This window comes from Rhodococcus sp. RCBS9 (assembly GCF_029457415.1).
GTDB classification, from domain to species: Bacteria; Actinomycetota; Actinomycetes; order Mycobacteriales; family Mycobacteriaceae; genus Rhodococcus_F; species Rhodococcus_F qingshengii.
On record NZ_CP120422.1, the window covers coordinates 4976963 to 5002130 of the forward strand.

The following is a 25168-nucleotide window of genomic DNA, read 5'->3' on the forward strand; positions in this document are numbered from 1 at the left end:
CGACCGGTGACACGTGAATCAGAAGTGATACCGAGCTTTCTTCAGGTCGATCCGACCGTCCTTGATCGGCACGCCTTCGAGTTCGAGCTTGGCGATCTGACGATGAGCCAGGTGCGCCGACGGTTTGCCGGAGGCGCCGAGAACCCGATGCCACGGCAGGTCGGCAGAGTCCGTTCGCATGATCCAACCGACCGTGCGAGCACTGGAAAGTCCTGCAGCATCAGCGATATCGCCGTACGTCGCCACGAAACCGGCCGGAATCGACGCGATGAGGCGCCGTACCTCTTCGATCTGCTCTTCGGTGGTGGCTGCCATGTCGGTTCCTTCAGAGCATGCTGCGAACGAGGGCGGCGACTTCGTCGGCCCGCACGTGCGGGACCATGTGGTCACAGTCGAATTCGACACCGGTCAGATTTTCACCGAGGTGCTCGGTGAGTGCTGCCCGGAGCTCGGCGGTGACGTACGGCGGTTGGACCTTCATCGCCTGAACCAGCACGGTGGGCATCGACGACGGAGGCAGCACGATCGGGCGAGCGAGTTCGCCCCACCCGGTCACGATCGCGGGCGTGGACAGGCGCCAGTTGACGCGTCCGTTGCCCAGTTCGATCAGGTGTTCCGCCATCTCGACGTCGAGGTCCTGGGTGGGAACCTCACCCCACGAGCCGTGAATCTTCTCGGAGTATGCCTCTGCCGCATCGGTGTAATCCGGTGAGCCGATTGTGAGTTCGGCCACTTCCTGCATGAAAGTCGGATCCAACCCGATCGCCGGGTCGAGCAGGACGAGCCCACGAACGCGTTCCGGTGCGGTGGCCGCGAGGTGCAGCGCCAGCATTCCGCCGAAAGAATGCGCGACGATCACCACCGGTCCGGTGGCATGTTCGTCGAGCGTCTCCAGCAGGCTCGCCACGTGGGATTCGATGTTCCACGGAGGAGCCCAGGTCGAGCGTCCGTGACCACGCAGATCGGGCGAGATCCAGCGCGCTTGGGGCAGTTGGTTCTCGGCCATCGACTGCCAACGTCGGCCGTGACCGGTCAGACCGTGCAGCGAAAGGATCTCCGGTGCCCCGACGGGTCCGTAGAGATACGTATGGAGTGCAGACACGAGGTCAATCATGCCGGAAGCAGGCGATGTGTGAGTTGTCGGTGCGCTCTGGTGGAATGCCTGGGTGAGTGAGACGGCAACACGCAGCAAGGTCACCATCCCGCGGGCGCGGTTGGTGCACCGAACTGCGCCGTCTCCGATACCCCGAACATGGGACGGAGGGACGGCCCGGCTGTTCGCGCCGCCGTCCGAGGATCCTTTCCAACTCGCGTTCGGCCCTGTTTCATTCGGCTCGGGGGCCGCCTGGAGTCCCTGGCAGGTACTCGGCAGCCCCGGAACGGGCAAGACGTCCCTTCTCGTGGATCTGGCAGTGCAGAAGATCTCCGGTGGCGAAGATCCTGAATCGGTCCTGGTGCTCACCCAGTCGCGCCGGGCAGCGACGCAGGTCCGCGAGCAGATCACGGCCGGGTTGCTCGGGTACGAACAAGAACGCGGACCGCAGGCAACTCGTGAGCCGTTGGTCCGCACCGTTCACTCGTACGCCTTTGCCGTACTCCGGCTTCAAGCCGCAGCGCACGGCAACGCGCCGCCACGCCTGATCACCGGCGCCGAGCAGGACTCGGTGCTCCGAGAGATGTTGCGCGGCGACATCGAAGACGGTGCGCTCCGGTGGCCGGAGCGCCTGCGACCCGCATTGGGTTTGAACGGCTTTGCCGTCGAACTTCGAGATCTGATGCTGCGAGCGAACGAGCGCGGACTCGGTCCCGAAGATCTGGTCAAGCTCGGCAAGAAGCGTGGCCGTCCGGAGTGGGTGGCGGCCGGGCGGTTCGCCGAGGCCTACGAGCAAGGCGTGCTGCTACGCGGCAGTGTCGGTGTCGAGGCTCCGGAGGCGACGGCGCCGGCACTCGACGCGGCCGAGTTGATCGGTGCGGCATTGACCGCGTTCGCCACCGATCCCGAATTGCTTCGCTCCGAGCGCGCTCGGATCCGGCACCTACTCGTCGACGACGCACAACATCTGGATCCGCAGGCGGCGCAGCTGGTTCGGCTGATCGGAACCGCAACTGCGGGCACGGTCATCGCCGGTGATCCCGATCAGTCGGTCTTCGGGTTCCGCGGTGCGGATTCGGCGTTCCTACTCGGACTCGCCGAGCGCGGAGACGAGCGCCAGATCGTCCTGCCCACCACGTTTCGCAACAACGCCGACGTCGCGTCGATCGCGGCCAAGATCGCTGCGCGGCTGCCCGGCAACCTTGCTCATCGCATCGCGGTTCCATCCGATCTCACCGATGAGGAGCCGGGGCGGGCGTCGGTGCGGGTTCTCGGTACGACGGCCAAAGAAGCGGCAGTCGTCGCAGATACCTTGCGCCGGGCGCATCTGCTGGACGGGATTGCTTGGTCCGACATGGCCGTCATCGTTCGGTCGGTCCCGCGCACTCTCGCCCCTCTCCGGCGAGCGCTGCTCGCGGCCGGGGTACCCGTCACGACCGCTGCCACCGAATTGCCGCTGGCCAGGCAACACGGAGTGTCCGGCCTGCTGCTGGTCCTTCGGGCGCTCGGCGGCGATCAGTTCACCGGCGACGACGCGCTTGCCCTGATGGCCGGTCCCATCGGCGGCGCCGAGCCGGTCACCCTGCGCCGGTTGCGTCGTGGCCTGCGCCGGGTCGAGTTGGCATCGGGAAGTGATCGGGACTCCTCGGAGTTGTTGCGGCTCATTCTGATCGACGAGGATCGTGCGCAGTCCAAGCGCCTCATGGGCAAGTTGACAGACGTCGAAGCTGCGGCACTCAATCGCGTGCTGTCGGTCCTTCGCAAGGCCCGAGTGCCTCTCGAGCGAGGTCTCGGGGTCGAAGAAGTTCTGTGGGCGGCATGGCAGGCGACGGGGCTGGAACGACGCTGGGCGGCTGCGTCGGCGCGCGGCGGACCTATCGGCTCACAGGCCGATCGTGACCTCGACGCAGTCGTCGCACTTTTCGACGCGGCCGCCAACTACGTCGACCGGTTGCCGCGTTCGCAACTCGCCGGTTTCGTCGACTACTTGACTAGCCAGGAGATACCGACCGACTCGCGGAGCCGATCGGTCATCACTCCCGACGCCGTCACCGTGGTCAGCGCTCACGCCGCGGCGGGTCGCGAATGGGCGGTCGTGGCGGTGGCGGGTGTGCAGGAGGGGCTCTGGCCGAGTTTGCGGGCACGCGGATCGCTACTGCGTACCGAAGCGCTGATCGACCTGGTCAACGGAGTCTCCGACGGCAGTGACTCGGCTGCCGAACGACTCTCGCGAACCGCACCGCTTCTGGCCGAAGAACGCAGGTTGTTCCTGGTTGCCTGTAGCCGTGCTCGTCGCCGTCTGCTGATCACCGCAGTCGAATCGGCTTCGGGGGACACCGACTTGGTGCCTTCGCGGTTCGTGGACGAATTGATCCGTGGTGACGCCTACTCGGACGATCCGTCCTCCGATCTCGACGTCGTTGCACCCGAGACCGGGGATACCCGGGTTCTGTCGCTGCCTGCGCTGGTCGCACAGCTTCGCAGCGTCGTGTGTGATCCCGACATCGCGCATTTCGACCCCGAGAAGCATTCCCGGGCCGCTCGCCAGTTGGCACGTCTGGCCGCTGCCGGGGTACGCGGCGCGCACCCGGATCAGTGGTACGGCACAGCCGAGCCGAGTACCGCTGCTCCCATGTGGCAGCCCGAGGACGGACCGGTTTCACTATCGCCGTCCACCATCGAGCTTCTCGAAACATGCCCTCTCCGATGGGTGTTCGAGCGTCATGGCGGCAGCGACGGAGACAACACTCATGCGATCGCCGGTACGCTGGTCCATACCTTGGTGCAGGCATTGGCCGGCCGGATTCCACCGGATCAGGTCGAGAAGGCACTCGAAAATGCCTGGAAATCCATCGATCTGGGATCGCAGTGGTACTCGCGCCGCGAACTCAATCGAACTCGGGAGATGCTGGCGACGTTCACCGCCTGGATGAACGCAACTCGCGGCGAACTGACCGAAGTCGGCGTCGAGGTCGCGGTCGAGGGGGTCCTCGAACCGCGCGAAGAAGGAGCGCCTGCGGTCAAGCTTCGTGGCCGGATCGACCGGCTCGAGCGCGACACCGAAGGCCGTCCGGTGGTTGTCGACGTCAAGACTGCGCGAAACCCTGTCAGCAACGAGGCCGCGCAATCTCACGCGCAGTTGGCGGCGTACCAGGTCGCAGCGGCCGAAGGTGCGATTGCCGGCGAACCGGCCACACAACCCGGCGGTGCACGCCTGGTATTCGTGGCCAAGTCCAACAAGAAAGACGGTGCGGCGCAGCGAGTTCAGCCGCCGCTGACGGCCGAAGCCGTCGAGATGTGGCGAGACGTCATCCACAACGCAGCGGCAGCGACCCAAGGGCCGCAGTATCTGGCCAGGGTCAACGACGGATGTAGACATTGCCCGGTGCGCTCGAGTTGCCCGGCACACGACGAGGGACGACAGGTGAGTAACTAAGTGGCTGCCGCGACGCAGAAGGCACGCCGACCGAAGATCGATCCTGTCGACCTGGCGGTCGCGCTCGGTCAACACCCGCCGACGCCGGAACAGGCGGCAGTCATCGCCGCACCGCTCGGTCCGACATTGGTCGTCGCCGGTGCCGGTGCCGGTAAGACCGAGACGATGGCTGCTCGCGTCGTGTGGCTGGTGGCCAACGGCTTCGTCGATCCCGAGGCCGTTCTCGGATTGACCTTCACGCGCAAAGCGGCACAACAGCTCACGTCGCGAATCCGCAAGCGCTTGGCGCGACTGGCGGGTTCGGACGTTTTGCGGGCACTCGACCCGACCGGCGGAGTGCGTTCCCGGATTCTGGCCGGGGAACCCGAAGTCAGTACCTACCATGCTTACGCGGGACGGTTGCTGTCCGAGCACGGACTGCTGTTGCCGATCGAACCCTCGGCGACGCTGTTGTCCGAGACCGAACTGTGGCAGGTTGCGCACCGCGTCGTGAGCGGCTGGGACAGTGATCTGGACACCGACAAGAATCCGGGGTCCATCACCGAAACCGTTCTGGCCCTTGCCGGTCAGTTGGCGGAGCACCTGGTCGACCCCGAGCAGTTGCTCGAGGCTCACACCGAGTTGGACAAGCTGATTCACACTCTGCCCGCCGGTCCGAAACAGCGGGGTGGGCCGAGCAAAGAGCTGTTGAATTACCTTGATGTGCAACACAAACGCATCGAGCTACTGCCCCTCGTTGCCCGGCTGGGTGAGACGCTGCGGCGTGAAGGCGCATTGGATTTCGGCAGCCAGATGTCGCTGTCGGCCCGTGTCGCCTCCGAACATCCCGAGGTCGGGCAAACCGAGCGTGAGCGCTTTCGGGTAGTTCTTCTCGACGAGTACCAGGACACCGGTCACGCTCAGCGAGTGTTGTTGTCCTCGTTGTTCGGTGGGGGAGCCGACGGCCGGTTGGCGCTGACAGCCGTCGGCGATCCGATGCAGTCGATCTACGGTTGGCGAGGCGCGTCGGCGGCCAACCTGCCACGGTTTGCAACCGACTTCCCGCTTGCCAACGGAAAGCCGGCTCCGACACTCGAACTGCTCACCAGTTGGCGTAACCCGCCGGAGGCTCTCGAATTGGCAAACCTGTCGTCGGCACCGTTGCGCCGACGCGGTGTGGCCGTCAGCACACTTCGTGCGCGGCCGGGAGCCGTCGCCGGAGACGTTCGACTGGCGCTGCTGGGAGACGTCGAACAGGAACGTCAGTGGGTTGCGGAGAAGATCGCCGAAGAGTACGAGGCGGCACGTGCCGAAGACCGCCCGACGCCCACGGCAGCGGTGTTGATCCGCCGCAACGCCGATGCTGCCCCGCTGGCCGAGGCTTTGCGGTCCAAAGGTCTGCCCGTCGAAGTGGTCGGACTCGGTGGGCTCCTGCACACACCCGAGGTGGCGGACGTGATCGCCATGCTCCGAGTGGTCGCCGATCCGCTGGCGGGTAGCGCCGCCGTTCGGCTGCTCACCGGAGCGAGATGGCAGATCGGCGCGAAGGACCTCGCCGCACTCTCGCAACGCTCTCGCGAACTTGCCATCTCCGCCGGATACGGAACAGCGGGTGCGGTCACCGACGCCGAGGCGCTCACCTCGGCAGTTCAGGACGCGCTGCCGGGGGAGAACGCCGAGCAAGCAGGATTGGTCGATTCGATCTCCGATCCAGGCCCGGCAGAACGCTATTCAGCTCTCGGGTACACACGCATCAACGCGATAGCGGCAGAATTGGCGTCGTTGCGCGAACGTATCGGCCAGCCGCTCACCGAACTGGTGGCGGAGGTCGAGCGGGTGCTCGGTATCGGAATCGAGGCAGGCGCGCGAACTCGAGTCGGTGTCGTCGGGACCGCGGGCCGCGAGCATCTCGACGCATTTGCCGACGTCGTCGCCAATTACGCGACGCGTCCAACAGCCAATCTGCCCGGGATGCTCGCATTCTTCGCGGCCGCCGAACAGATCGAAAAGGGCCTCACTCCGGGCGAAGTGGAGGTGGCGCCGGATCGCGTGCAGATCTTGACCGTGCACTCGGCGAAGGGGCTCGAATGGGAAGTAGTGGCGATCCCGCATGTCAGCGACGGGGTGTTCCCCTCGACCACCGCGTCCGGATCGTGGCTCGGGGCGCTCGCCGAACTGCCACCGTCGTTGCGTGGGGACCGGGCCGTCGACGCGGATTCGGCCGACGGAGTTCCGGTGCTCGACCTCGAGGAGCTCTACAACCGCAAGGACCTCGAGAACGCGATCACGGCGCACAAGAAGGCCTTGTCCAACCGTCGACTGGACGAGGACCGGCGACTGTTCTACGTCGCGCTGACCAGAACCGAACGGGCGCTGTTCATCTCGGCGCATCACTGGGCGGAATCCGGTTCGGAACCGAAGGGGCCTTCGGAGTTCCTGGACGAGCTGCATCAGATGGTCGCGGCCGAAAACGATGCCGATGAGGAAGACTCGCGCGGTGCGATCGGCGTCGTGGAGGAGTGGGCGCCTGCACCGGAACCTGACACCGAGAACCCGTTGGCCGCCACGCCCCGTACGGCGCAGTGGCCGCCGGATCCGCTGGGTGCGCGGCGCGGCGCGGTCGAGGCCGGAGCCGCAAGCGTCCTGTCCGCACTTGCTTCGCTGCCGCAAGACAGCCAAGAGGCGGAAGAACCGGAGGACGATCCGGAGAACTGGGCCTCGGACGTCGACGTGCTCTTGGCCGAGCGCGAAGCCCGGGCAAACGCGCGTGCCGAAGTGATTCTCCCGGCGCAGCTTTCGGTGACTCAGCTCGTCGACCTCAAGGCAGATCCGGATGAACTCGCGGCACGGCTGCGTAGACCACTGCCGTACCCACCGAACCCGCTCGCTCGGCGCGGCACGGCTTTTCACGCCTGGATCGAGCGAAGGTTCGGTGCGACCCGACTGTTGGATCTCGACGAACTACCCGGCGCCGCGGATACCGGCGCGGGTCCCGAGACCGATCTGGTGAAACTTCAGGATGCGTTCCTGCGGTCCCCGTGGGCCAATCGCAGCCCGATCGAAGTGGAAGTTCCTTTCGAAACATCCATTGCCGGAACGGTTCTCCGCGGTCGGATCGACGCTGTGTTCGCCGATCCCGACGGCGGATGGACGGTGATCGACTGGAAGACCGGTGCCGAACCGTCGGCCGCCAACGAGGACGCTGTTGTGATGCAGTTGGCCGCGTATCGGGTGGCCTGGGCCGAATTGATGTCCGCCAGAGCCCGTTCGGCGGGGCGCAACGAACAGTTTCCGGCCGACAAGGTGCGGGCGGCGTTTCACTACGTTCGATCGGGTCGCACCATCGCACCCGAGAACCTGCCGGACGGTGAGGCTCTCGCTCGCCTCATCCGAACGGCAGGCGCGCAAGATTAGCTTGCGTTTCGACGAGCCTTGAGTGCTTCGGTCACCAGCGGAACCTGCAGGGGAAGACGTGCGATCGAACCGATCTTCTGCGGTGTGGACGTCTTCGGGCTTCGGCACCAGTCGATCGCCATCTGGATGTTGGCGGGGAACACGGCAACAAAGAGCGCGGCGGCAAGGCCCGCGCCGAGCTTGCGGGTCTTCGGCACGGCCAAGGCAGCGCCGATCGCCAGTTCCGCGACGCCGGACACCTGGGTGTAGGTGCGGGCCTGTCCGGGAAGCTGGCGGGGAACGGTGCTGTCGAAGAAGGAAGGCGCCACGAAATGCATGGTGCCGGCGCCGAGAAGGAGGGCCGACAAACGAAGAGCGGCCGCTTGGCTGGGAGTGGACGTCGAACCGGTGAAAGGCATTTGCCCAGCCTGCCTCACGGTGGACCTTCTTGCCACTACCGGCGCCACGACCCGCGCGCTATTCGGCGCCCGAGTTCCGAAGTCGATCTTCGAGGGTTACGCTGCCTGCCGATGTCCGTGTAGGTATTTCGTAAGTTCGAGTGAGAGAGTCGATGTATGGCCGGTAAGCTCCGGGCGCGTTTGACCAGGTCGGAAGCATTGACCGATCAGCCTGACTTCGCCCTTGTCGGGGTGCTGCGCATTCCCCAGCTACAGACAAGTCCGGCGCGGGCCATCTACAAGCGAGTTCTCATCGCGTTGGGTGCTCTCGGCGCCGCCGTGTTGATCGTGTACATCGATCGCGCGGGATACCGGGACGCACAGGACAACGAGCTGTCGCTGCTCGACTGCATTTACTATGCGACGGTTTCGCTCTCGACCACCGGCTACGGCGATATCACTCCGTTCACGCCGTCGGCGCGCCTGGTCAACGTCCTGTTGATCACGCCACTTCGGATCTTCTTCTTGATCGTGTTGGTCGGAACCACACTTTCAGCTCTGACCGAGAGTTCGCGTCAGGCGTTCAAAATTCAGCGTTGGAGGCAGCACGTGCGTAATCACACCGTCGTCGTCGGATACGGGACCAAGGGGCGGACGGCAATCGAAGCAATGCTCGGTGACGGTGTACCGGCGTCGGAGATCGTGGTCGTGGACACCGATCAGACCGTCCTCGATTCGGCGGCGAGCAAAGGCCTGGTGACGGTATTCGGTTCGGCGACGAAATCGGACGTACTTCGGTTGGCAGGTGCGCAGAATGCGTCGTCGATCATCGTGGCAACCAACCGTGACGACACCGCAGTGCTCGTGACGCTGACAGCCCGCGAAATCGCGCCGAAAGCCAAGATCGCCGCAGCCATCCGTGAAGCCGACAACGCGCATCTTCTGCGTCAGTCCGGCGCAGACTCCGTCGTCGTGTCCTCGGAGACGGCGGGTCGACTCCTCGGCATCGCGACCACGACGCCGACCGTCGTGGAGATGATCGAAGACCTGCTGACTCCGGAGGCCGGATTCGCGATTGCCGAGCGTGCCGTCGAGCGCGACGAGGTCGGCGGCTCTCCGCGTCATCTCTCCGACATCGTGCTCGGGGTCGTTCGCGACGGCCGTCTGGTTCGCGTCGGTTCGCCCGAGGTGGACGCCGTCGAGGAGAACGATCGACTGCTCTACATTCGCCGCGTCACGAACTGAGTGTTACCGAGCTTCGTGCGCGCAGTAATGTCGTGAGCGTGAACGACTTCCAGCTGACCGAAACACCTCTGCTCTCACGCTCGAGCGTCGGCCGCGCCGAGGAATTGCGGTCGGACGCCGCTGCACTGACGACGGGTTGGGCGGACGCACTGCTCCTCCGTGTGAATTCACGGGGTCAGGTCAAGGTGTCGCCGGAAGGTCAATTGGTCTTCGCCGAGGCAACCGAGTTGGGGCCCGAACCGGTGCGCGGCGCGGTCTTCCTGGGAATTCGGGAGAATCGCCACGTCTGGGCGGTGCGGGTGTCGCTGCTGGCGGGCACTTTGTCTGAATTGCGGATGCTCGGCGGAACACTCGACGACGCGGACGCCGGTTTGTTGACCGGTGCCGTCGCGATTCTCAACTGGCACGACAGTGCCGGATTCAGCGCTATCGACGGCGCACCGAGTGAACCCACGATGTCCGGCTGGTCACGCATTTCCACGTCCACCGGCCACGAGGAGTTTCCCCGAACGGATCCGGCGGTCATCTGCCTGGTGCACGACGGCGGCGATCGAGTTCTACTCGCGCGTCAGCCGACCTGGCCGCAGCGCCGTTTCTCGATTCTCGCGGGATTCGTCGAGGCCGGGGAGTCACTCGAAACGTGTGTTGTCCGCGAGATCAAGGAAGAAGTCGGTATCGACGTGCACAGCGTTCGATACCTCGGGAGCCAGCCTTGGCCGTTCCCTCGCTCGGTGATGTTGGGCTTCGCCGCAATCGGCGACCCCGCCGCTCCGCTGCTGTTCGCGGACGGCGAGATCGCCGAGGGCACCTGGTTCACGAAGGACGAGGTGCGCGCCGCTCTCGAACTCGGCGACTGGGGTTCGGAAGCGGACGCGCCACTGCTGCTGCCCGGGTCGATCTCCATCGCTCGCGGAATGCTCGAGAGCTGGGTCAAGTAGCAGCCGGAGAAGGTCTACAGACCCAGAGCCTGCTTGACCTGGTTGAGCGACGGGTTGGTCGCAACGCTGCCGTCGCCGTACTTCACGGTCGGAACGACGTGATTGCCACCGTTGACGCTGCCGACGAAATCGGCTGCTGCCGGATCGTTCTCGATGTCGATCTCGGTGTACTCGATCCCCGACGCGTTGAGCTGCGTCTTGAGGCGACGGCAGTAGCCGCACCACGTGGTCGAGTAGATGGTCAGGGCAGGCGCATTTTCGGTAGAAGTCACGGCCGATATAACACCACGACCGAGAGCGTTGTTCCGTATCGGCCCGTGTTCTCTTGCCCACATACCGTCGGGCGCGGCGAATGGAGTGTCGGAACGTCCTGCCATGATGGTCCCCATGCCTGCGGACACCGGACTGGATCCAGAACAATCGGCCGCCGTGCTCGCGCCACGCGGCCCGGTATGTGTCCTCGCGGGCGCTGGAACAGGCAAAACCCGCACCATCACGCGCCGGATCGCTCATCTGGTTGCCGACGGTCACGTGTCGGCCGGTCAGGTGCTTGCCGTGACGTTCACCGCTCGTGCGGCCGGGGAAATGCGTGGACGTCTCCGTGAGCTGGGCGTCGGCGGGAGTGGGCCGCAGGTGCAGGCTCGAACTTTTCACGCTGCTGCTCTCCGTCAACTGAAGTACTTCTGGCCGCAGGTTGTCGGCGACACGCCGTGGCGTCTGCTGGACCGAAAGTTCGCGGTTGTCAGCAGTGCCGCAGCCCGGGTGGGATTGTCCACCAGCACGGAAAGCGTCCGCGACCTCGCCAGTGAAATCGAGTGGTCGAAGGCGTCGCTGATCGCGCCGGAGGATTACCCACGCGCGATCGCCAAGATTCGCCGTGAGGCACCGGTCGATGCCACCAAGGTGGCCCAGGTGTATGCCGCATACGAAGAGCTGAAAGCACGCGGCCAGGACGGCATGCTGCTTGATTTCGACGATCTCCTACTGCACACGGCGGCAGCTCTCGAAGAGCATTCGACAGTCGCCGACGAGTTCCGCGAGCGGTATCGCTGCTTCGTCGTGGACGAGTATCAGGACGTCACCCCACTTCAACAGCGTGTGCTCGACGCCTGGCTGGGCGACCGAGACGATCTGACCGTGGTGGGCGATGCGAATCAGACCATCTACTCCTTCACCGGAGCCACCCCCAACTATCTGTTGGACTTCTCCCGGAAATTCCCCGAAGCGACCGTCGTTCGGCTCGAACGGGATTACCGCTCCACCCCTGAGGTCGTGTCGTTGGCGAACCGCGTGATCGGTGCCGCGCGCGGGCGGATCGCCGGGACGCGTCTGCAGCTGATCGGGCAACGCGCGCCGGGGCCTGAGCCGGAGTTCATGGAGTTCGACGACGAGCCGGCCGAAGCACTCGGCGTTGCGCGGGCGATCAAACGGCTGATCGCGGCAGGCACCCCTGCGGCCGAGATCGCTGTTCTGTACCGGATCAATGCTCAGTCGGAGGCGCACGAGCAGGCCCTGACGAAGCTGGGCATTCCGTTCCAGGTGCGCGGTGGAGAGGGCTTCTTCACTCGCACCGAGGTACGTCAGGCGGTGGCAGCGCTGCGTCAGGCAGCTGGACGCGACGACCTCCCCGAAGGTGCCGACAACGGCGAAGCGCTGGTCTCACTCGTCCGCGCTGTGCTCGCGCCGCTCGGCCTGACCAACGAAGAGCCTTCGGGTACTCAGGCACGCGAGCGCTGGGCGTCGCTCTCGGCTCTCGTGGCGCTCACCGAAGAACAACTTGTCCACGAACCTGAACTGACGCTCACCGGGCTTCTACAGGAGCTCACGGCCCGAGCCGAGGCGCGGCACCCACCGACCGTGCAAGGTGTGACGCTGGCCTCCCTTCACGCGGCCAAGGGACTCGAATGGGATGCGGTGTTCCTGGTCGGCCTCAACGACGGCACCCTGCCTATCCAACACGTTCTCGGCGACGCCAATTCGGGCGCCGACGACGTCGCGGTGGAGGAGGAGCGTCGGCTTCTCTACGTGGGGGTTACTCGCGCTCGCGAGCATCTGCAGCTGTCGTGGGCATTGGCCCGCAATGAGGGTGGACGCAAGTCCCGTCGCCGGTCGAGATTTCTCAACGGACTAATCCCCGAGGACTCGCCGGCCTCGCGCGTCGCCGCGCCGTCGTCGGGAAACAAGAAGCGTCCGCGCTGCCGCGTATGCGGCAAACCGTTGATCGGGACGTCGGCGACCATGCTTGGGCGCTGCGAAAAATGCCCGTCCAATGTCGACCTGGAATTGCTCGAGCACCTCAAGGCCTGGCGTCTGGACAAGTCCAGAGAACTCAAAGTTCCGGCCTATGTCGTCTTCAGTGACAACACACTGATGGCTATTGCCGAACAACGACCACAAGATAATCGTGGACTGGTTTCGATCCCTGGAATCGGGCCGAAGAAACTCGACAACTTCGGGGAAGACGTACTAGCTGTCATTCGCGGTGAACTGCGAGCGGCAACACTCGATATCTGACAACACATCCGAATCGACAACGGTGAGTTACATAACCGCAGGTCAAAAATAGGTTGTGCAGATTCGGCAGATTCTCTACTCTGGTTTTCAGTGTTACGGGGCAACCTGTGCGCAGAAACTATCCGGACCGACACGAAATGGAGGTGGCAAAAAAATGACGAACTTGATCTCTTACGAAGCGTGCGCAAGCGCAAAGTTCGCTGTTGCCGCCCCCATGCTGCCGCGTGCAGCGGGATGGGCGCAGCATGCGCTCCGCCTGCGCCCTCAAGCAGCAGCAAAGAAAGCAGCTGTCGAGTCCGTGTTCTTAAGCCATCGAGGTATTTCTCGGTAGGACACATCCGTTCACTTACGGCCACGGACCCGCAGCCCCTGCGGACCGTGGCCTTTGTGTTGGATAGCCCTCTTCATCTGGTTTCCGACTCGGCTCAGGTTCGCACCCATCGAACCCATATCGTGCGACACAGTTTCGCATCCGAGCACTAGGAGACCGAGTTGTCTGCCCAGACAATCCGCGTGGAATCCGAAAACTCCACCACTGCAGTAACTTCCACCGACGTCACTTCGGCTGCAGTCACGTTCATCGAGGTCGCGTCCACCCGCCGCGACTTGCCGTGCCGGGCATCCAACCCCGATCTCTGGTTCGCCGAAGCTCCGGCCGAACTCGAGCAGGCCAAGGCACTGTGCGCGCAGTGCCCCATCCGTTCCCGTTGTCTCAGTGCGGCTCTCGACCGCGCCGAGCCATGGGGGGTGTGGGGCGGCGAGATCCTCGATCAGGGGGCCGTCATAGCGCGCAAGAGACCGAGAGGGCGCCCACGCAAGCAACTTGTGTGCGCGTGAGAGCCCTATTCGGCGGAGCCGGTGTCTTAGTCGGCGGAGCCGGTGTCATCCAGAACCGGCTCCGCGAACCCTGGCAACCAACGAGTCAGGATTTCCATGTACGGGGCATATGCGTCCAACTGGGCGCATATGCCGACCGAACCGAGAAGAACACGGAAGATCATCAAATACTCGGCCGGAAGGTTGAGTGCACGGGCCGTTCGGAACTGCGCACTGTTGAAGTCAGTGGCGGTTCCGGCGGCCTTTTGCAGCCATGCCCGAGTGAAGTGAAATGACTCGGTCTGGATCGGGTCGGTGAAGGGTCGCAGGTAATCCGCGATCTCCTTGTCGGTCACCGTGCGTCCGGGGATCACGAAACCGTTGGCGCGCAACAACTCCGTCAACTCGTCGAATTGTTCCTCGACAGCCAAGCGCACCATCGCGCCGAGAACCCGTGGCAGTCCGTTCGGGAACGGCGCAGCAGCACCGAAGTCGATGACGCCGAGTCGGCCGTCCTCGAGAAGCATGAAATTGCCGGGGTGCGGGTCACAGTGGAGCAATCCGACACGGGCCGGAGACGCGAAGTGGAATTCGGCGAGTAGTGCACCGGCCGCATTGCGCTGCTCCGGCGTTCCACTCTCGATGATTCTGGTCAACGGGGTTGCCGTCATCCATTCGGTCACGACCACTTTCGGCGCGCTCGCCACGACGTGCGGGATCACGAATTGGGGATCTCCGTCGAACTCTTTGGCAAAAGCTCGCTGATTGTTCGCCTCGATCCGATAGTCGAGTTCTTCCTCCGTGCGCGCGGTGAACTCCTCGATCACGGGCCGTACGTCGACACCGGGCATGACCGAACCGAAGAGACCGGCAAATCTGCCCAGGGTCTTGAGATCGGCGCGTAGAGCTTCGTCGGCGCCGGGGTACTGAACTTTCACGGCTACGTCGCGGCCGTCCGCCCAGACGGCTCGGTGAACCTGCCCGATGCTTGCCGACGCGGTCGGTTCATCGTCGAACGACTGGAATCGGTCGCGCCACTTGGTTCCGAGTTGCTGGTCGAGCATCTTGTGTACTTGCTTGGTCGGCAGCGGCGGGGCGGCGGCCTGGAGCTTGTTCAGCGACTCGCGGTACGGCTCGGCGAATTCCTCCGGAATTGCCGCCTCCATGACGCTGAGCGCTTGGCCCAGCTTCATCGCGCCGCCCTTGAGTTCGCCCAGCACCGCGAACAGTTGCTCGGCCGCCTTCGCGCTCAACTGCGCGTCGATCTCGCCTTTGTCGCCGCCGGCGAGCTTGCGTCCGAAGCCCATGGCGGCGCGACCGGCCATCCCCAGGGGGATGCTCGCGAGTTTGGCAGTACGGGCAGAACTCTTGCGTGGGATCTCGGACACCACACCATCATGTCTGACTGGGGCGTCCTTTGCCCGAAACAGGTGCCAGGTATTGGCAACTGCAGGATATTTGCCGAGGCCAGCGCCTGGTTGTGATCCGATACGGACGGAGCGCGATCTCGAGCGTCGACGACAGACTGGCCGCATGCGTCGCCGCTGTCTCCGATAATGCGGAGTCGATCTCGGCCAGGGCCAGCGCGACACTTGCATGGATCATCGCCGATTCCGCGTGGCCTGCGCTGCCGAGTAGCTGCGCGGACAGATGAAGCCAATGAGGGTCGAGTTCGGATCGGAGGATGTCTGCGCACCGCAGGCAACTCGACTGACCAGGCAGGACAAGAGGACCGACCACACCGTTGCCGTCGCGGATGCGGACGGAAAGGTGGGGGAGTCCACAGCGAACGAGATCGCTGACCAGACGAGGATCAGTCACGACGTCGTCGGCCAGGACCACCAGTTGTTCGTTCCACGTGCGCACGACGTCGGTGTTGCGATACCCGCGCGAGCGACGCGTGCTGACCCCGCCGGTGACGAGTGCGCGCTCGATGGCATCAGAGAGCGGACCGACACCGTGAATCCGGACCGTCGCGGTGCTTCTGCGGGCAGTGTGGACGAAACCGGAATCGGCGAGTTGCTCGAGCAACTCCTCCGTCACCGACGTGGGAATCCCGCGCCTCGACGCTTCCCAGAGGATGTTTGCGCGGGATCTCGAGCCGTCCATTTTGCGCAGGATCGACTTCACCGCGCGATCGTCGACCCCGACAGGCAGAGTCAGCAGGACGGCACGTCCGGGGGTCCATCCCAGCTGCAGTCGACCGTCCGGGCGCGACAGAACAGCGATCCGCGGGTCCCATCGGGGTCCCGCGGATCGCTGTGAAGTGCTGTCTTGTCTGGCGTCGTCTTGCGTGTGACTGGTCATCATTCGATGCTGGCACGACGGGCCCTCGGCGAGTCCACGTCAGCGGCAGTTATCCACAGGCCGTCATCGCGGCTGATCTGCGAAAATGTGTCGAGAAGAGATTACTTCTCTTCGTCGTCCTCGCGGGTCTTGTCCATCGCTTCCTCGGCCGCACGCTCTTTTGCCTCGACGGCTTCGAGCTGGGCTATCGGGTCGTCGAAATTACCGGCTTCGCCGGCGCCGAGGACACGGGCGACAAATCCGTCCGGTGCGTCGAGATCGCTCGAATCGGGCATCAGGTCGGGATGCGACCAGACGCCGTCGCGAACGTCCATACCGGCTTCCGCAGTGAGCTTCTGCCACAACCCGGCCGCTTCGCGGACCTTGCGAGGACGAAGTTCTAGTCCGACCAGCGTCGCAAAGGTCTGTTCGGCGGGGCCGCCGGTAGCGCGGCGACGCCGCAACGTCTCACTCATCGCGGCAACACCAGGCAGTCGCTCGCCGAGTGCGGCGGTGACGACCGTCTCCACCCAACCCTCGACCAGCGCAAGCAGAGTCTCGAGACGTTCGAGAGCGGCTTTCTGCTCCGGTGTGTTCTGCGGCTCGAACGTGCCCTGCTGCATCAGCGCTTCGAGCTTGCTCGGATCGGTGAGAGCGGATGGATCGAGGTCTTTGGCGAATTCTTCCATCGCCGAGAAGTCCATGGTGATTCCGCGGGCGTATTCCTCCACTGTCGCGAGAACACGCTGGCGCAGCCACGGAACGTGACTGTAAAGGCGCTGATGAGCGGCTTCCCGCGCGGCGAGGAAAACCAGAACTTCCTGATGCGGCTGTTCGAGACCCTCACTGAAAGCCTGAACCGCAGCCGGGAGAAGGGCCGCGGTGCCTTCGGGGCCGAGGGGCAGGCCGATGTCAGTGGAGGAGAGCACCTCGGTGGACAGTTGGCCGAGTGCCTGGCCCAATTGCGAGCCGAACGCGAGTCCGCCCATCTGGCCGAGCATGCCCAGCATCGGGCCAGCCATCTGCTGTGCTTCGGCCGGAAGCCCCTGGACCCACATGCCCGCTACCTTCTCGGCCACCGGATCACAGAGTCGCTTCCACGTGTCGATCGTGTTGTCGAGCCAGTCGTTCGGAGTCCACGCAAGAGTGCGGCTCGCTCCGGCAGGGAGCGTTGTCGCGGCGTCCAGCCACATCTCGGCCAGGTGCGCGGCGTCGGCGATCGCCTTGACGTTGCCCTCGGTGATCGGTGTGACCGATCCGATCTGTTGGCGTGCCAGCTTCTTGGCGATGTCGTAGTTGACCGGGCCGGACGTACCGCCCTGGCCCATCGACGAGCCCATTCCGCTCAGCATCTGCCCGAACTGGGTGAGCATCTGGCCGAGCTGAGCCGGATCGAATCCCTCACCGCCCGCGCCGAACCCGAACGGCATGTCACCACCCCCGAACGGATTGCCACCCGCCGCGTTCTTGTCGCGATCGGGATCGTCGTCGGAGTTGGAGAAGCCGAACGGCATATTGCTCATACCTCAACGGTACAAGGCTCGAGCGGTCGGAGTCGCCCTCCGAGTCACGCTGACGGCGAACACGCACGGCGCTCAGGCGGTGCGATCGGTGCTCCGGAGCCTTCGCGCTTTACTCTGGATCAGGTGAATCGACGGATAGTGACGCTTTTGGCCGCACTCGCACCCATCGTCGTGTTGGGAGTCGTCGGAACAATGGTCACTGTTCCTTATGTCGCACTCGGTCCTGGCCCCACCTTCAACACGCTCGGCGACGTCGACGGTAAGCCCGTCGTGGACATCCAGGGGACCGAGGTCGATCCCACCGACGGCAACCTCAACATGACAACGGTGTCGGTTCGCGACGGCCTCAACATCTTCGAAGCGTTCGGACTGTGGGCGAGTGGCAGCAACGGACTCGTCCCTCGCTCGGAGATCTATCCACCCGAGAAGTCGAAGGAAGAGATTCAGCAGGCCAACACCGCCGACTTCCAGCAGTCCGAGGACAGTGCCGAGTTGGCGGCACTGCACTTTCTCGGCAAGCCGGTGTCACTGACTGTTTCGAAGGTGACCCCGGACGGTCCCGCTGCGGGTGCCCTGCAAGAAGGCGACGTCCTGGTCAAGATCGGCGACACTCCGGTAACCACCATCACCGGCGTTCAGGACACGGTCGGTGCGATCGCGCCCGGCACCGCGATCGACGTCACCGTCCTACGTGAGGGTGTGGAGACCGTGGTGCCGGTCACCGTCGGGGCGCGGCCCAACAAGCCCGAATCGGGTTACCTCGGCGTCACACCCAACGAGGTCCCGGACGTTCCCTTCACCGTGCAGTTCAATCTCGCCGACATCGGCGGTCCTTCTGCCGGACTGATGTTCACACTGGCCTTGGTCGACAAGCTGACTCCGGGGGAGCTCAACGGTGGAAAGTTCGTGGCCGGAACGGGCACCATCGACTCCGACGGCGAGGTCGGTCCGATCGGCGGCATCAGGTACAAGTTGATCGCCGCGTCCGAAGCCGGTGCTGAGACCTTCCTCGTGCCGGCCCAGAACTGTGACGAGGCGAAACAGAATGCGCCGGACGGGCTTCGACTCGTCAAGGTCGACAACCTGCCCGGCGCAGTGGACTCACTCGAGAGCCTCAACACGGGTGGCGACGCACCCCGCTGCTGAAAGCTGCCTGGCCGCCGACGACTCTGTCAGTCTTCTTCGACCTCGTCGAGCGTCGCGTACAGGGCGTGCACGAGGTGAGGTGCAAGACCGTCGTAGGTGAGCAGTTCCAAGTCACCGTACGGATCCGCATCCTCGTCGGGACGCATCTGTAGGAGCGACAGCGAGGGACCGTCACGGAGCACGCCGACGAACAGTCGAGCCTCGCGTCGATCGGGATGCGCGTTGGCCGTCAGCCGCGCGACCTCGTCCGCCGCGTGCTGATCGGTCAACACCGGCGCCGTGGCGTGGTCGAGATCCGATTCCGCCTCGGGCGGCAGGACGACGATCTCCTGCACCAGGATGCAACCCTGCACGGACTCGGGCCAATGCGTCGTCGCCAGGAACTCGTCGAGTGCCCGTGAACCGCCGATGATGTCCTCGGGAAGCGATTCCTGTTCGATCGGTGTGTATTCGGCGCCCTCGGCGAGTTGGTCGAGCAGTCCGGGTTCGGCCGCGGCGAGCATTTCGGTGGGTACCAACGCGTACAGCTTCGGCGGCTGATCCCAGCCTTCGGCGTCGATGTGGTCGACAACTTCATGAACGCACCGGGCGAGGGCACTCGGTGATCTGCTCATATTCTCTTCACTCACACGTTCATCCTCCCACCTTCTGTCCGGCTCCCCGCTCTCCGTGTTGTCAACCCGTGACCGTTGTTACGTAGAGTGGTCGGAAACGGCCAAGTCCACTCGGGCGTGGCCGCAGTGATCGATGCAATCGGTTGCGACGCCACGGCGTCGCCAAATCTTGGAGCGTGGCACGTGGGCATGCGGCCCCCCGCAGGTTTACCCTCTCTGTCCAGACGCAGTCGAATCTTGTTGGTGGTGGCTGTCGTAGTGGCGGCCTTGCTGCTCGTGGGGCCGCGACTGATCGGCATGTACACGGACTGGTTGTGGTTCGGCGAAGTCGGCTTCCGCGGTGTCTTCACCAAGGTTCTGTTGACGCGATTCGTGCTCTTCCTGGTCGTCGGAATTGTCGTCGGCGCCATCGTGTGGCTCGCGATGCTTCTCGCGTACCGCGCACGCCCGGTGTTCGTCCCGGTCTCCGGACCCAATGATCCGATCGCGCGCTACCGCACCACCGTCATGTCGCGTCTTCGTCTTTTCGGCGTGATCATTCCGGTAGCGATCGGCATCCTGTCCGGTCTCATCGCACAGGCCAACTGGGTCACTATCCAGTTGTTCCTCAACGGCCAGGCTTTCGGGATCACCGATCCGCAGTTCAACTTGGACGTCGGCTTCTACACGTTCGATCTGCCGTTCTACCGTTTCGTTCTGAATTGGTTGTTCGTCTCGATTCTGCTTGCCTTCGTGGCAAACCTGGTCACCCACTACGTTTTCGGTGGGATCAAGTTGGCCGGGCGCAATGGGACGTTCACCACGGCCGCTCGTATTCAGCTGGCTGTCATCGCCGGCACCTTTGTGCTTCTCAAGGCGGTGGCGTACTGGTTTGATCGGTACTCGTTGATGTCGAGTAGTCGTAAGGAACCGACGTTCACCGGCCCGGGCTTCACCGACATCAATGCGGTTCTGCCTGCGAAGCTCATTCTGTTGTCCATTGCGGTCATCTGCGCCTTGGCGTTCTTCGCCTCGATCTTCACGCGGGATCTTCGGATACCGGCCATGGCAGTCGCTCTACTGGTTCTTTCGTCGGTCCTCGTCGGTGCCGTCTACCCGATGATCGTCGAGCAGTTCTCCGTCAAGCCCAATGCGGCGCAGAAGGAGAGCACGTACATCGAACGAAACATCGAAGCGACCCGTCAGGCGTACGGGATCACGGAAGAAAACGTCGACTACGTCGACTATCCGGGAATTGGCACCAAGCAGCCCCAGGACGTTCCGGCAGACCGGACCACGATCGCGAACACACGCCTGTTGGATCCGACCATTCTGTCGCCGACGTTCACCGCTCAGCGTCAGCTCAAGAACTTCTACGGGTTCCCGCAGACGCTCAACGTCGACCGTTACGAACAAGACGGCCAGTTGCGTGACTTCGTTGTCGCCGCGCGTGAGCTGTCGCCGAACAACCTTTCCGGCAACCAGACGGACTGGATCAACAAGCACACGGTCTACACGCACGGCAACGGTTTCGTCGCCGCCCAGGCCAACGAAGTCACGGCCGTGCAGGGCGACAGTCAGAACAACACCGGTGGCTACCCGATCTACTCGGTGAGCGACCTGACGACCACGCCCGAGAACGAGAATCTCAAGGTGGACAATCCTCGTTCGTACTACGGCGAGGTGATCAGTCAGTCGGACGCCGATTACTCGATCGTCGGTTCCGTCGACGGTGAGGGACCGCGGGAGTACGACACCGACACCTCGAAGTACACCTACACAGGTTCGGGTGGCGTTTCGATCGGCAACTGGTTCAACCGTCTTGCATTCGCGGCGAAGTACACCGAGCGCAACATCCTGTTCTCGAGTGCAATCGGCTCGAACTCGAAGATCATCTTCAAGCGTGATCCGAAGGAAAGGGTCGAGGAGGTCGCGCCTTGGCTGACGACCGACGGCGCTGCTTACCCCGCAGTGGTCGACGGCAAGATGCAGTGGATCATCGACGGCTACACCACGGCCCAGGATTACCCGTACGCGCAGCGCAGTTCGCTCGACGGGTTGGTCGAGGACAGTATCGACCAGACGACCGGGCGCCTCATTCCGCGCCAGGAGTTCTCGTACATCCGTAACTCAGTGAAGGCCACGGTCGATGCCTACGACGGCACTGTCACGCTGTACCAGGTCGACGAGCAGGATCCGGTTCTGAAGGCGTGGATGGGGGTCTTCCCGAACACGGTGAAGCCGAAGAGCGAAATCTCGGACGACTTGCAGGCACACTTCCGCTACCCGGAAGACATGTTCAAGGTTCAGCGAGAGATGCTGGCGAAGTACCACGTCGACGATCCGAGTGAGTTCTTCACCAACAACGCGTTCTGGTCGGTTCCGAGCGATCCGACGATCGACACGTCGGCCAACCAGCCGCCGTACTACGTGCTGGTGGGCGACAAGGACACCGCGAAGGCGGATTTCCGTCTGACCAGTCCGATGGTCGGGTTCAGTCGTGAGTTGCTGTCGGCCTACATCTCGGTGGCGAACGACAAGGAGAACTACGGCAAGTTCACGGTGCTGCAGTTGCCGACCGATACGCAGACTCAGGGTCCACAGCAGGCTCAGTCTGCGATGACGTCGGATTCGCGTGTTGCTTCGGAAGTGTCACTGCTCAAGCAGTCGAACAAGATTCAGTACGGAAACTTGCTGACTCTGCCGATTGCCGAGGGCGGAATCCTCTATGTCGAGCCTTTGTACTCGCAGCGAAACTCGCAGAACGCGTTCCCTCAGTTGGCGCGTGTATTGGTGAGCTTCAGCGACACCAACGGCATTCGGATCGGTTATGCACCGACCGTCTCCGAGGCGATCAGTCAGATTTGGCCGGGCGCAGGTTCGGCAGCGACGGTCACCCAGCCGGCACCCGATCCGGATACCGGAGCGCAACCGGAAACGCCGACAACTCAGACGGCACCGGCCCCGCCGGCTTCTTCGGATGACGTCACGAAGGCGCTGGCCGAGGTCAATTCGGCAATGGCGGCATTGAAGTCGGCGCAACAGAGCGGTGACTTCACCAGCTACGGTGCTGCGCTCGACCGCCTGCAGAAGGCTGTTGACGCGTACCAGGCGCTGCCGAGGTAAGCGGCGTCAGTTCATGAATAGCAGAAGGCCCACCATCCGATCGGATGGTGGGCCTTCTTGTGCTCAGGTGAAGCTGTACGAGCTGAATCAGCGCAGTGCTGCAACGATCGGTGCGTTGGCATCGGAGAGCTGCTGGAACTGTGCGGCGAAGCCGTACTGGCCGGCGAGGTCACGAGCGGTGTCGTAAGCCTGCTGTGCGGCGGGCTTGAGCTCGGCCGGGATCTCGATGGCGGGAGCAACTGCGGGTGCCTCGGCGACGGGAGCCGGCGCTGCGGCGGGAGCTTCTTCGACTGCAGGCTCGCTCGCGACGGTCAGACGCTGGCCGCAGACGGGCCATGCGCCGGGGCCCTGGCTCTGCAGGGTGTTCTCGGCGACGCGGATCTGCTCTTCCTTGGAAGCGTTGGCGGGCGAGCCGGTGCCACCGTTGGCGGTCCAGGTGCTCTGCGAGAACTGCAGGCCGCCGTAGTAGCCGTTTCCGGTGTTGATGTTCCAGTCGCCACCGCTCTCGCACTGTGCGACGCCGTCCCAGTTGTGGGTGGCTGCGGAAGCGGTGCCGGTGCTCATGGTGAGGGGCACTGCGACAAGTGCGCCGGCTACTGCCAATGTGCCGAATGCACGCTTGCTGATGCTGGTGTACGTCATGTCGGGGTAAATCCTCTCCGCGCTTGCTGACATCGGCGGGCCTGCGGGTCGGCGATGATGCTGACTTTCCCGGGCGCTTGTCTCTCCGTGTCTCTGCCCCTCGAAGGTTTCGGGGGTTCCGATCCCGCGGGGCAGAGTGGAGCAGCGGCGGGTCGGCGTTCGCCCGGTTGATTCGGGCCGGGACCGACCGTACGGGAGCGTCGAACGAGGGTCGATTCGCAATTTTCCGGACTGTCTGGTCTGCTCTCGACCCAAAATTTTAGCGTTTGTGCTGGTAGAGCCTTTCCGATGCCGTTTCGACGTACGTTCGTTACATGCTTGTTATGTGTTGATGCTCACGGGCATTTTGTGAACCCAGTCACCCGATTCTTCGACTTTCAGGCGTGTATTTCGCTCCAGCGCAGGCGATTTGCGTTCCGTTCACCTGCTCGTGTAACTTTGTCCATGCATCGCGGGGTGGAGCAGCTCGGTAGCTCGCTGGGCTCATAACCCAGAGGTCGCAGGTTCAAATCCTGTCCCCGCTACTAGAAAAGGACCGCCGCACTGGATTCCAGTGCGGCGGTCCTTTTTTGTGCGCAGCCGTCGTAGGGTGGCGACGTGCGACTCTCGAAGATTCTCTTGGCGATGGCGGTGACTACTTCGCTGGTGACCACCGCTCTGGCGTTCTCGGCAGGAAGCGCTGCCGCCGGTGGGCGGATCACCGATGCGAAGCGCGTGGTCTTCATCGTTCCGGGGCAGCAGCTCTACAACTCGGGAGAAACGCACCAGGCGACCTACCGCGCCCTCGACAAGGCACTGAGCGCTGCGGGCTACGAGACACACTTCGTCGACGCACCCGGCAAGATGATTGCGGCCGACGCCGAGCTGATTGCCGATTCGATTCGCTCCTACGCTGCCGGCGCTGACTCCGTCGGGGTGATCGCGCACAGTGCGGGTGGACTGAGCTCCCGGTACTACGCGAAGTTCCTCGGTGGCTCCGAAGTAGTGGATTCATTCGTCGCCATCGGTGCGCCGCAGTACGGTAGCCCCGGTGGCTGCGTACAAGGCCCTGCCGACGGTTACGACACCTGCATGTTCTCCGAAGTTCTCACCAAGCTCAATGCCGGTGAGGACACTCCTGGATCTGCCTACTATTCGGTGGTGCAGAGTTCGGGCGAGTGGGCGGACGGTCGGTTGGACGGGGGCCAGTGCCGGGTGTACGTCGATGGCGTTCCCGGGGCCGGAACCGGAGGAGACCATCTCACCGAGCTCGAGCATCCAGAGGTCATCTCGGGAGCGATCAGCGCTTTGGAGCGAGACTGTGTCGGTACGTTCGTGGACGAGAACGACGGCGACATCACCTGGCCTGACACGCTGTTTCCGTCATTTCGGTAAAGCTTCAGGTCCGGGTTGTTCGGACGAGTAGCCCGGCTACGTGTGCGCTCGCGGCAGTCCTCGCCCCCAAGGCGTCACCCGATTCGATGGCCGCGACTATACGTGCGTGCTCGGTGACAGCGATCCGCCGATTGAGCTCGAGGCTCCACATGTCCGAACGGTAGAGATGTGACTGTCCGTCCAGACGATGCAGGGCTTCGCTGAGCGGGTGATTGCATGCAGTCTCACGAATCAAGGTGTGGAACTCGAGGTCGAGCTTCGAATCCCGACGCTGATCCGGCGGGCTCTCGAGAAGTTCGCGTTGCACCTGCACCATCTTGTTCAGCTGTGACACGGTTTCGTGCGTGGCATTGGCCGTCGCGTTGAACGCCGCGAGACCGTCGAGTACCTCACGCACCTCGAAGACCGCGCGCAGAGACTCCGCGTCCAGCGAATCGACTTTTGCACCCGCATTCCGTGTGTGGACGGCGATGCCCTCGTAGATCAACTGCTGCACGGCCTCGCGGACCGGCGTTCGACTGACATTGAGCTTGCTCGCCAGCGCGGGAACACTCAGTGGTGTCCCCGGCGCCAGCTCGCCCGAAAAGATCAGTTCGCGAAGCGTCTCGTGCACGGACTCGGTGAGTAAAGCTCGTTCGGTGGTGGTCATCTTGTCCTCACTTCGAT

General features: G+C 63.8%; 19 protein-coding genes and 1 tRNA gene. 10 read left to right on the forward strand and 10 right to left on the reverse strand.

Annotation, left to right across the window (positions count from 1 at the left end; all coding sequences use genetic code 11):
- Window positions 1-18 precede the first annotated feature (18 nt).
- Window positions 19-315 (reverse strand): MGMT family protein, encoded by a 297-nt coding sequence (locus P0M12_RS23345; protein WP_003942322.1) that lies wholly within the window; start codon window positions 313-315, stop codon window positions 19-21.
- 10 nt (window positions 316-325) lie between these two features.
- A complete protein-coding gene (locus tag P0M12_RS23350; protein WP_042922178.1) occupies window positions 326-1114 on the reverse strand; it encodes an alpha/beta hydrolase in 789 nt (262 codons plus the stop codon).
- A 52-nt stretch (window positions 1115-1166) separates the two neighbouring features.
- Here P0M12_RS23350 and P0M12_RS23355 point away from each other — a divergent pair, with 52 nt between their 5' ends.
- Together P0M12_RS23355 and P0M12_RS23360 are read left to right on the forward strand one after the other, a co-directional pair.
- Window positions 1167-4529, forward strand: coding sequence for an ATP-dependent DNA helicase (locus P0M12_RS23355; RefSeq protein WP_277376890.1), 3363 nt, complete (start codon window positions 1167-1169; stop codon window positions 4527-4529).
- Window positions 4530-7922 carry an ATP-dependent DNA helicase gene (locus P0M12_RS23360; protein ID WP_065352233.1) on the forward strand — a complete coding sequence of 1131 codons (3393 nt, stop codon included), beginning with the start codon at window positions 4530-4532 and terminating at the stop codon, window positions 7920-7922.
- Here P0M12_RS23360 and P0M12_RS23365 read toward each other — a convergent pair.
- Window positions 7919-8320 carry a hypothetical protein gene (locus tag P0M12_RS23365; RefSeq protein WP_003942341.1) on the reverse strand — a complete coding sequence of 134 codons (402 nt, stop codon included), beginning with the start codon at window positions 8318-8320 and terminating at the stop codon, window positions 7919-7921. The two genes, P0M12_RS23360 and P0M12_RS23365, sit on opposite strands and share 4 nt — an antisense overlap.
- Window positions 8321-8476: 156 nt before the next feature.
- Between P0M12_RS23365 and P0M12_RS23370 the strand changes: the two genes are divergently transcribed.
- Both P0M12_RS23370 and nudC read left to right on the forward strand, forming a co-directional pair.
- The gene (locus P0M12_RS23370; protein WP_003942296.1) at window positions 8477-9544 is read left to right on the forward strand and encodes a potassium channel family protein; all 1068 of its coding nucleotides are present in this window, start codon (window positions 8477-8479) and stop codon (window positions 9542-9544) included.
- 38 nt (window positions 9545-9582) lie between these two features.
- Window positions 9583-10482: an NAD(+) diphosphatase gene (nudC, locus tag P0M12_RS23375; RefSeq protein WP_007731249.1), complete on the forward strand. Its 900-nt coding sequence runs from the start codon at window positions 9583-9585 to the stop codon at window positions 10480-10482.
- A 14-nt stretch (window positions 10483-10496) separates the two neighbouring features.
- On the opposite strand, the gene P0M12_RS23380 is transcribed toward nudC, so the two are convergent.
- Window positions 10497-10754, reverse strand: coding sequence for a mycoredoxin (locus tag P0M12_RS23380; RefSeq protein WP_003942350.1), 258 nt, complete (start codon window positions 10752-10754; stop codon window positions 10497-10499).
- Window positions 10755-10857: 103 nt separating this feature from the next.
- Between P0M12_RS23380 and P0M12_RS23385 the strand changes: the two genes are divergently transcribed.
- Window positions 10858-12996 (forward strand): ATP-dependent DNA helicase UvrD2, encoded by a 2139-nt coding sequence (locus P0M12_RS23385; protein WP_003942300.1) that lies wholly within the window; start codon window positions 10858-10860, stop codon window positions 12994-12996.
- A gap of 513 nt (window positions 12997-13509) precedes the next feature.
- Window positions 13510-13833 (forward strand): WhiB family transcriptional regulator, encoded by a 324-nt coding sequence (locus P0M12_RS23390; protein WP_003942321.1) that lies wholly within the window; start codon window positions 13510-13512, stop codon window positions 13831-13833.
- Window positions 13834-13859: 26 nt separating this feature from the next.
- Here the strand turns inward: P0M12_RS23390 and P0M12_RS23395 are convergent, their stop codons facing one another.
- From P0M12_RS23395 to P0M12_RS23405, 3 genes are all read right to left on the reverse strand, one after another.
- Window positions 13860-15203, reverse strand: coding sequence for an AarF/UbiB family protein (locus P0M12_RS23395; RefSeq protein WP_277376891.1), 1344 nt, complete (start codon window positions 15201-15203; stop codon window positions 13860-13862).
- Between the two features lie 4 nt (window positions 15204-15207).
- Window positions 15208-16122 (reverse strand): hypothetical protein, encoded by a 915-nt coding sequence (locus tag P0M12_RS23400; RefSeq protein ID WP_311094688.1) that lies wholly within the window; start codon window positions 16120-16122, stop codon window positions 15208-15210.
- A gap of 98 nt (window positions 16123-16220) precedes the next feature.
- On the reverse strand, window positions 16221-17621 hold the full coding sequence (locus tag P0M12_RS23405) for a zinc-dependent metalloprotease (RefSeq protein ID WP_047271667.1): 1401 nt from the start codon (window positions 17619-17621) through the stop codon (window positions 16221-16223).
- Window positions 17622-17744: 123 nt separating this feature from the next.
- Here P0M12_RS23405 and P0M12_RS23410 point away from each other — a divergent pair, with 123 nt between their 5' ends.
- Window positions 17745-18767: a PDZ domain-containing protein gene (locus P0M12_RS23410; protein ID WP_058226487.1), complete on the forward strand. Its 1023-nt coding sequence runs from the start codon at window positions 17745-17747 to the stop codon at window positions 18765-18767.
- A gap of 26 nt (window positions 18768-18793) precedes the next feature.
- Here P0M12_RS23410 and P0M12_RS23415 read toward each other — a convergent pair whose 3' ends face one another.
- Complete coding sequence (locus tag P0M12_RS23415) at window positions 18794-19381, reverse strand: PPA1309 family protein (RefSeq protein WP_007731266.1); 588 nt, start codon at window positions 19379-19381, stop codon at window positions 18794-18796.
- A 189-nt stretch (window positions 19382-19570) separates the two neighbouring features.
- Between P0M12_RS23415 and P0M12_RS23420 the strand changes: the two genes are divergently transcribed.
- Window positions 19571-22486, forward strand: coding sequence for a UPF0182 family protein (locus P0M12_RS23420; RefSeq protein ID WP_256082503.1), 2916 nt, complete (start codon window positions 19571-19573; stop codon window positions 22484-22486).
- 87 nt (window positions 22487-22573) lie between these two features.
- Here P0M12_RS23420 and P0M12_RS23425 read toward each other — a convergent pair whose 3' ends face one another.
- Window positions 22574-23128, reverse strand: a complete 555-nt coding sequence (locus P0M12_RS23425) for a transglycosylase family protein (RefSeq protein ID WP_003942299.1) — start codon at window positions 23126-23128, stop codon at window positions 22574-22576.
- 450 nt (window positions 23129-23578) lie between these two features.
- Between P0M12_RS23425 and P0M12_RS23430 the strand changes: the two genes are divergently transcribed.
- Window positions 23579-23652 (forward strand) — tRNA-Met (locus P0M12_RS23430).
- Window positions 23653-23725: 73 nt separating this feature from the next.
- Window positions 23726-24502 (forward strand): lipase, encoded by a 777-nt coding sequence (locus tag P0M12_RS23435; RefSeq protein WP_277376894.1) that lies wholly within the window; start codon window positions 23726-23728, stop codon window positions 24500-24502.
- A 4-nt stretch (window positions 24503-24506) separates the two neighbouring features.
- On the opposite strand, the gene P0M12_RS23440 is transcribed toward P0M12_RS23435, so the two are convergent.
- Window positions 24507-25151, reverse strand: coding sequence for a GntR family transcriptional regulator (locus P0M12_RS23440; protein ID WP_007731273.1), 645 nt, complete (start codon window positions 25149-25151; stop codon window positions 24507-24509).
- Window positions 25152-25168: the final 17 nt, after the last annotated feature.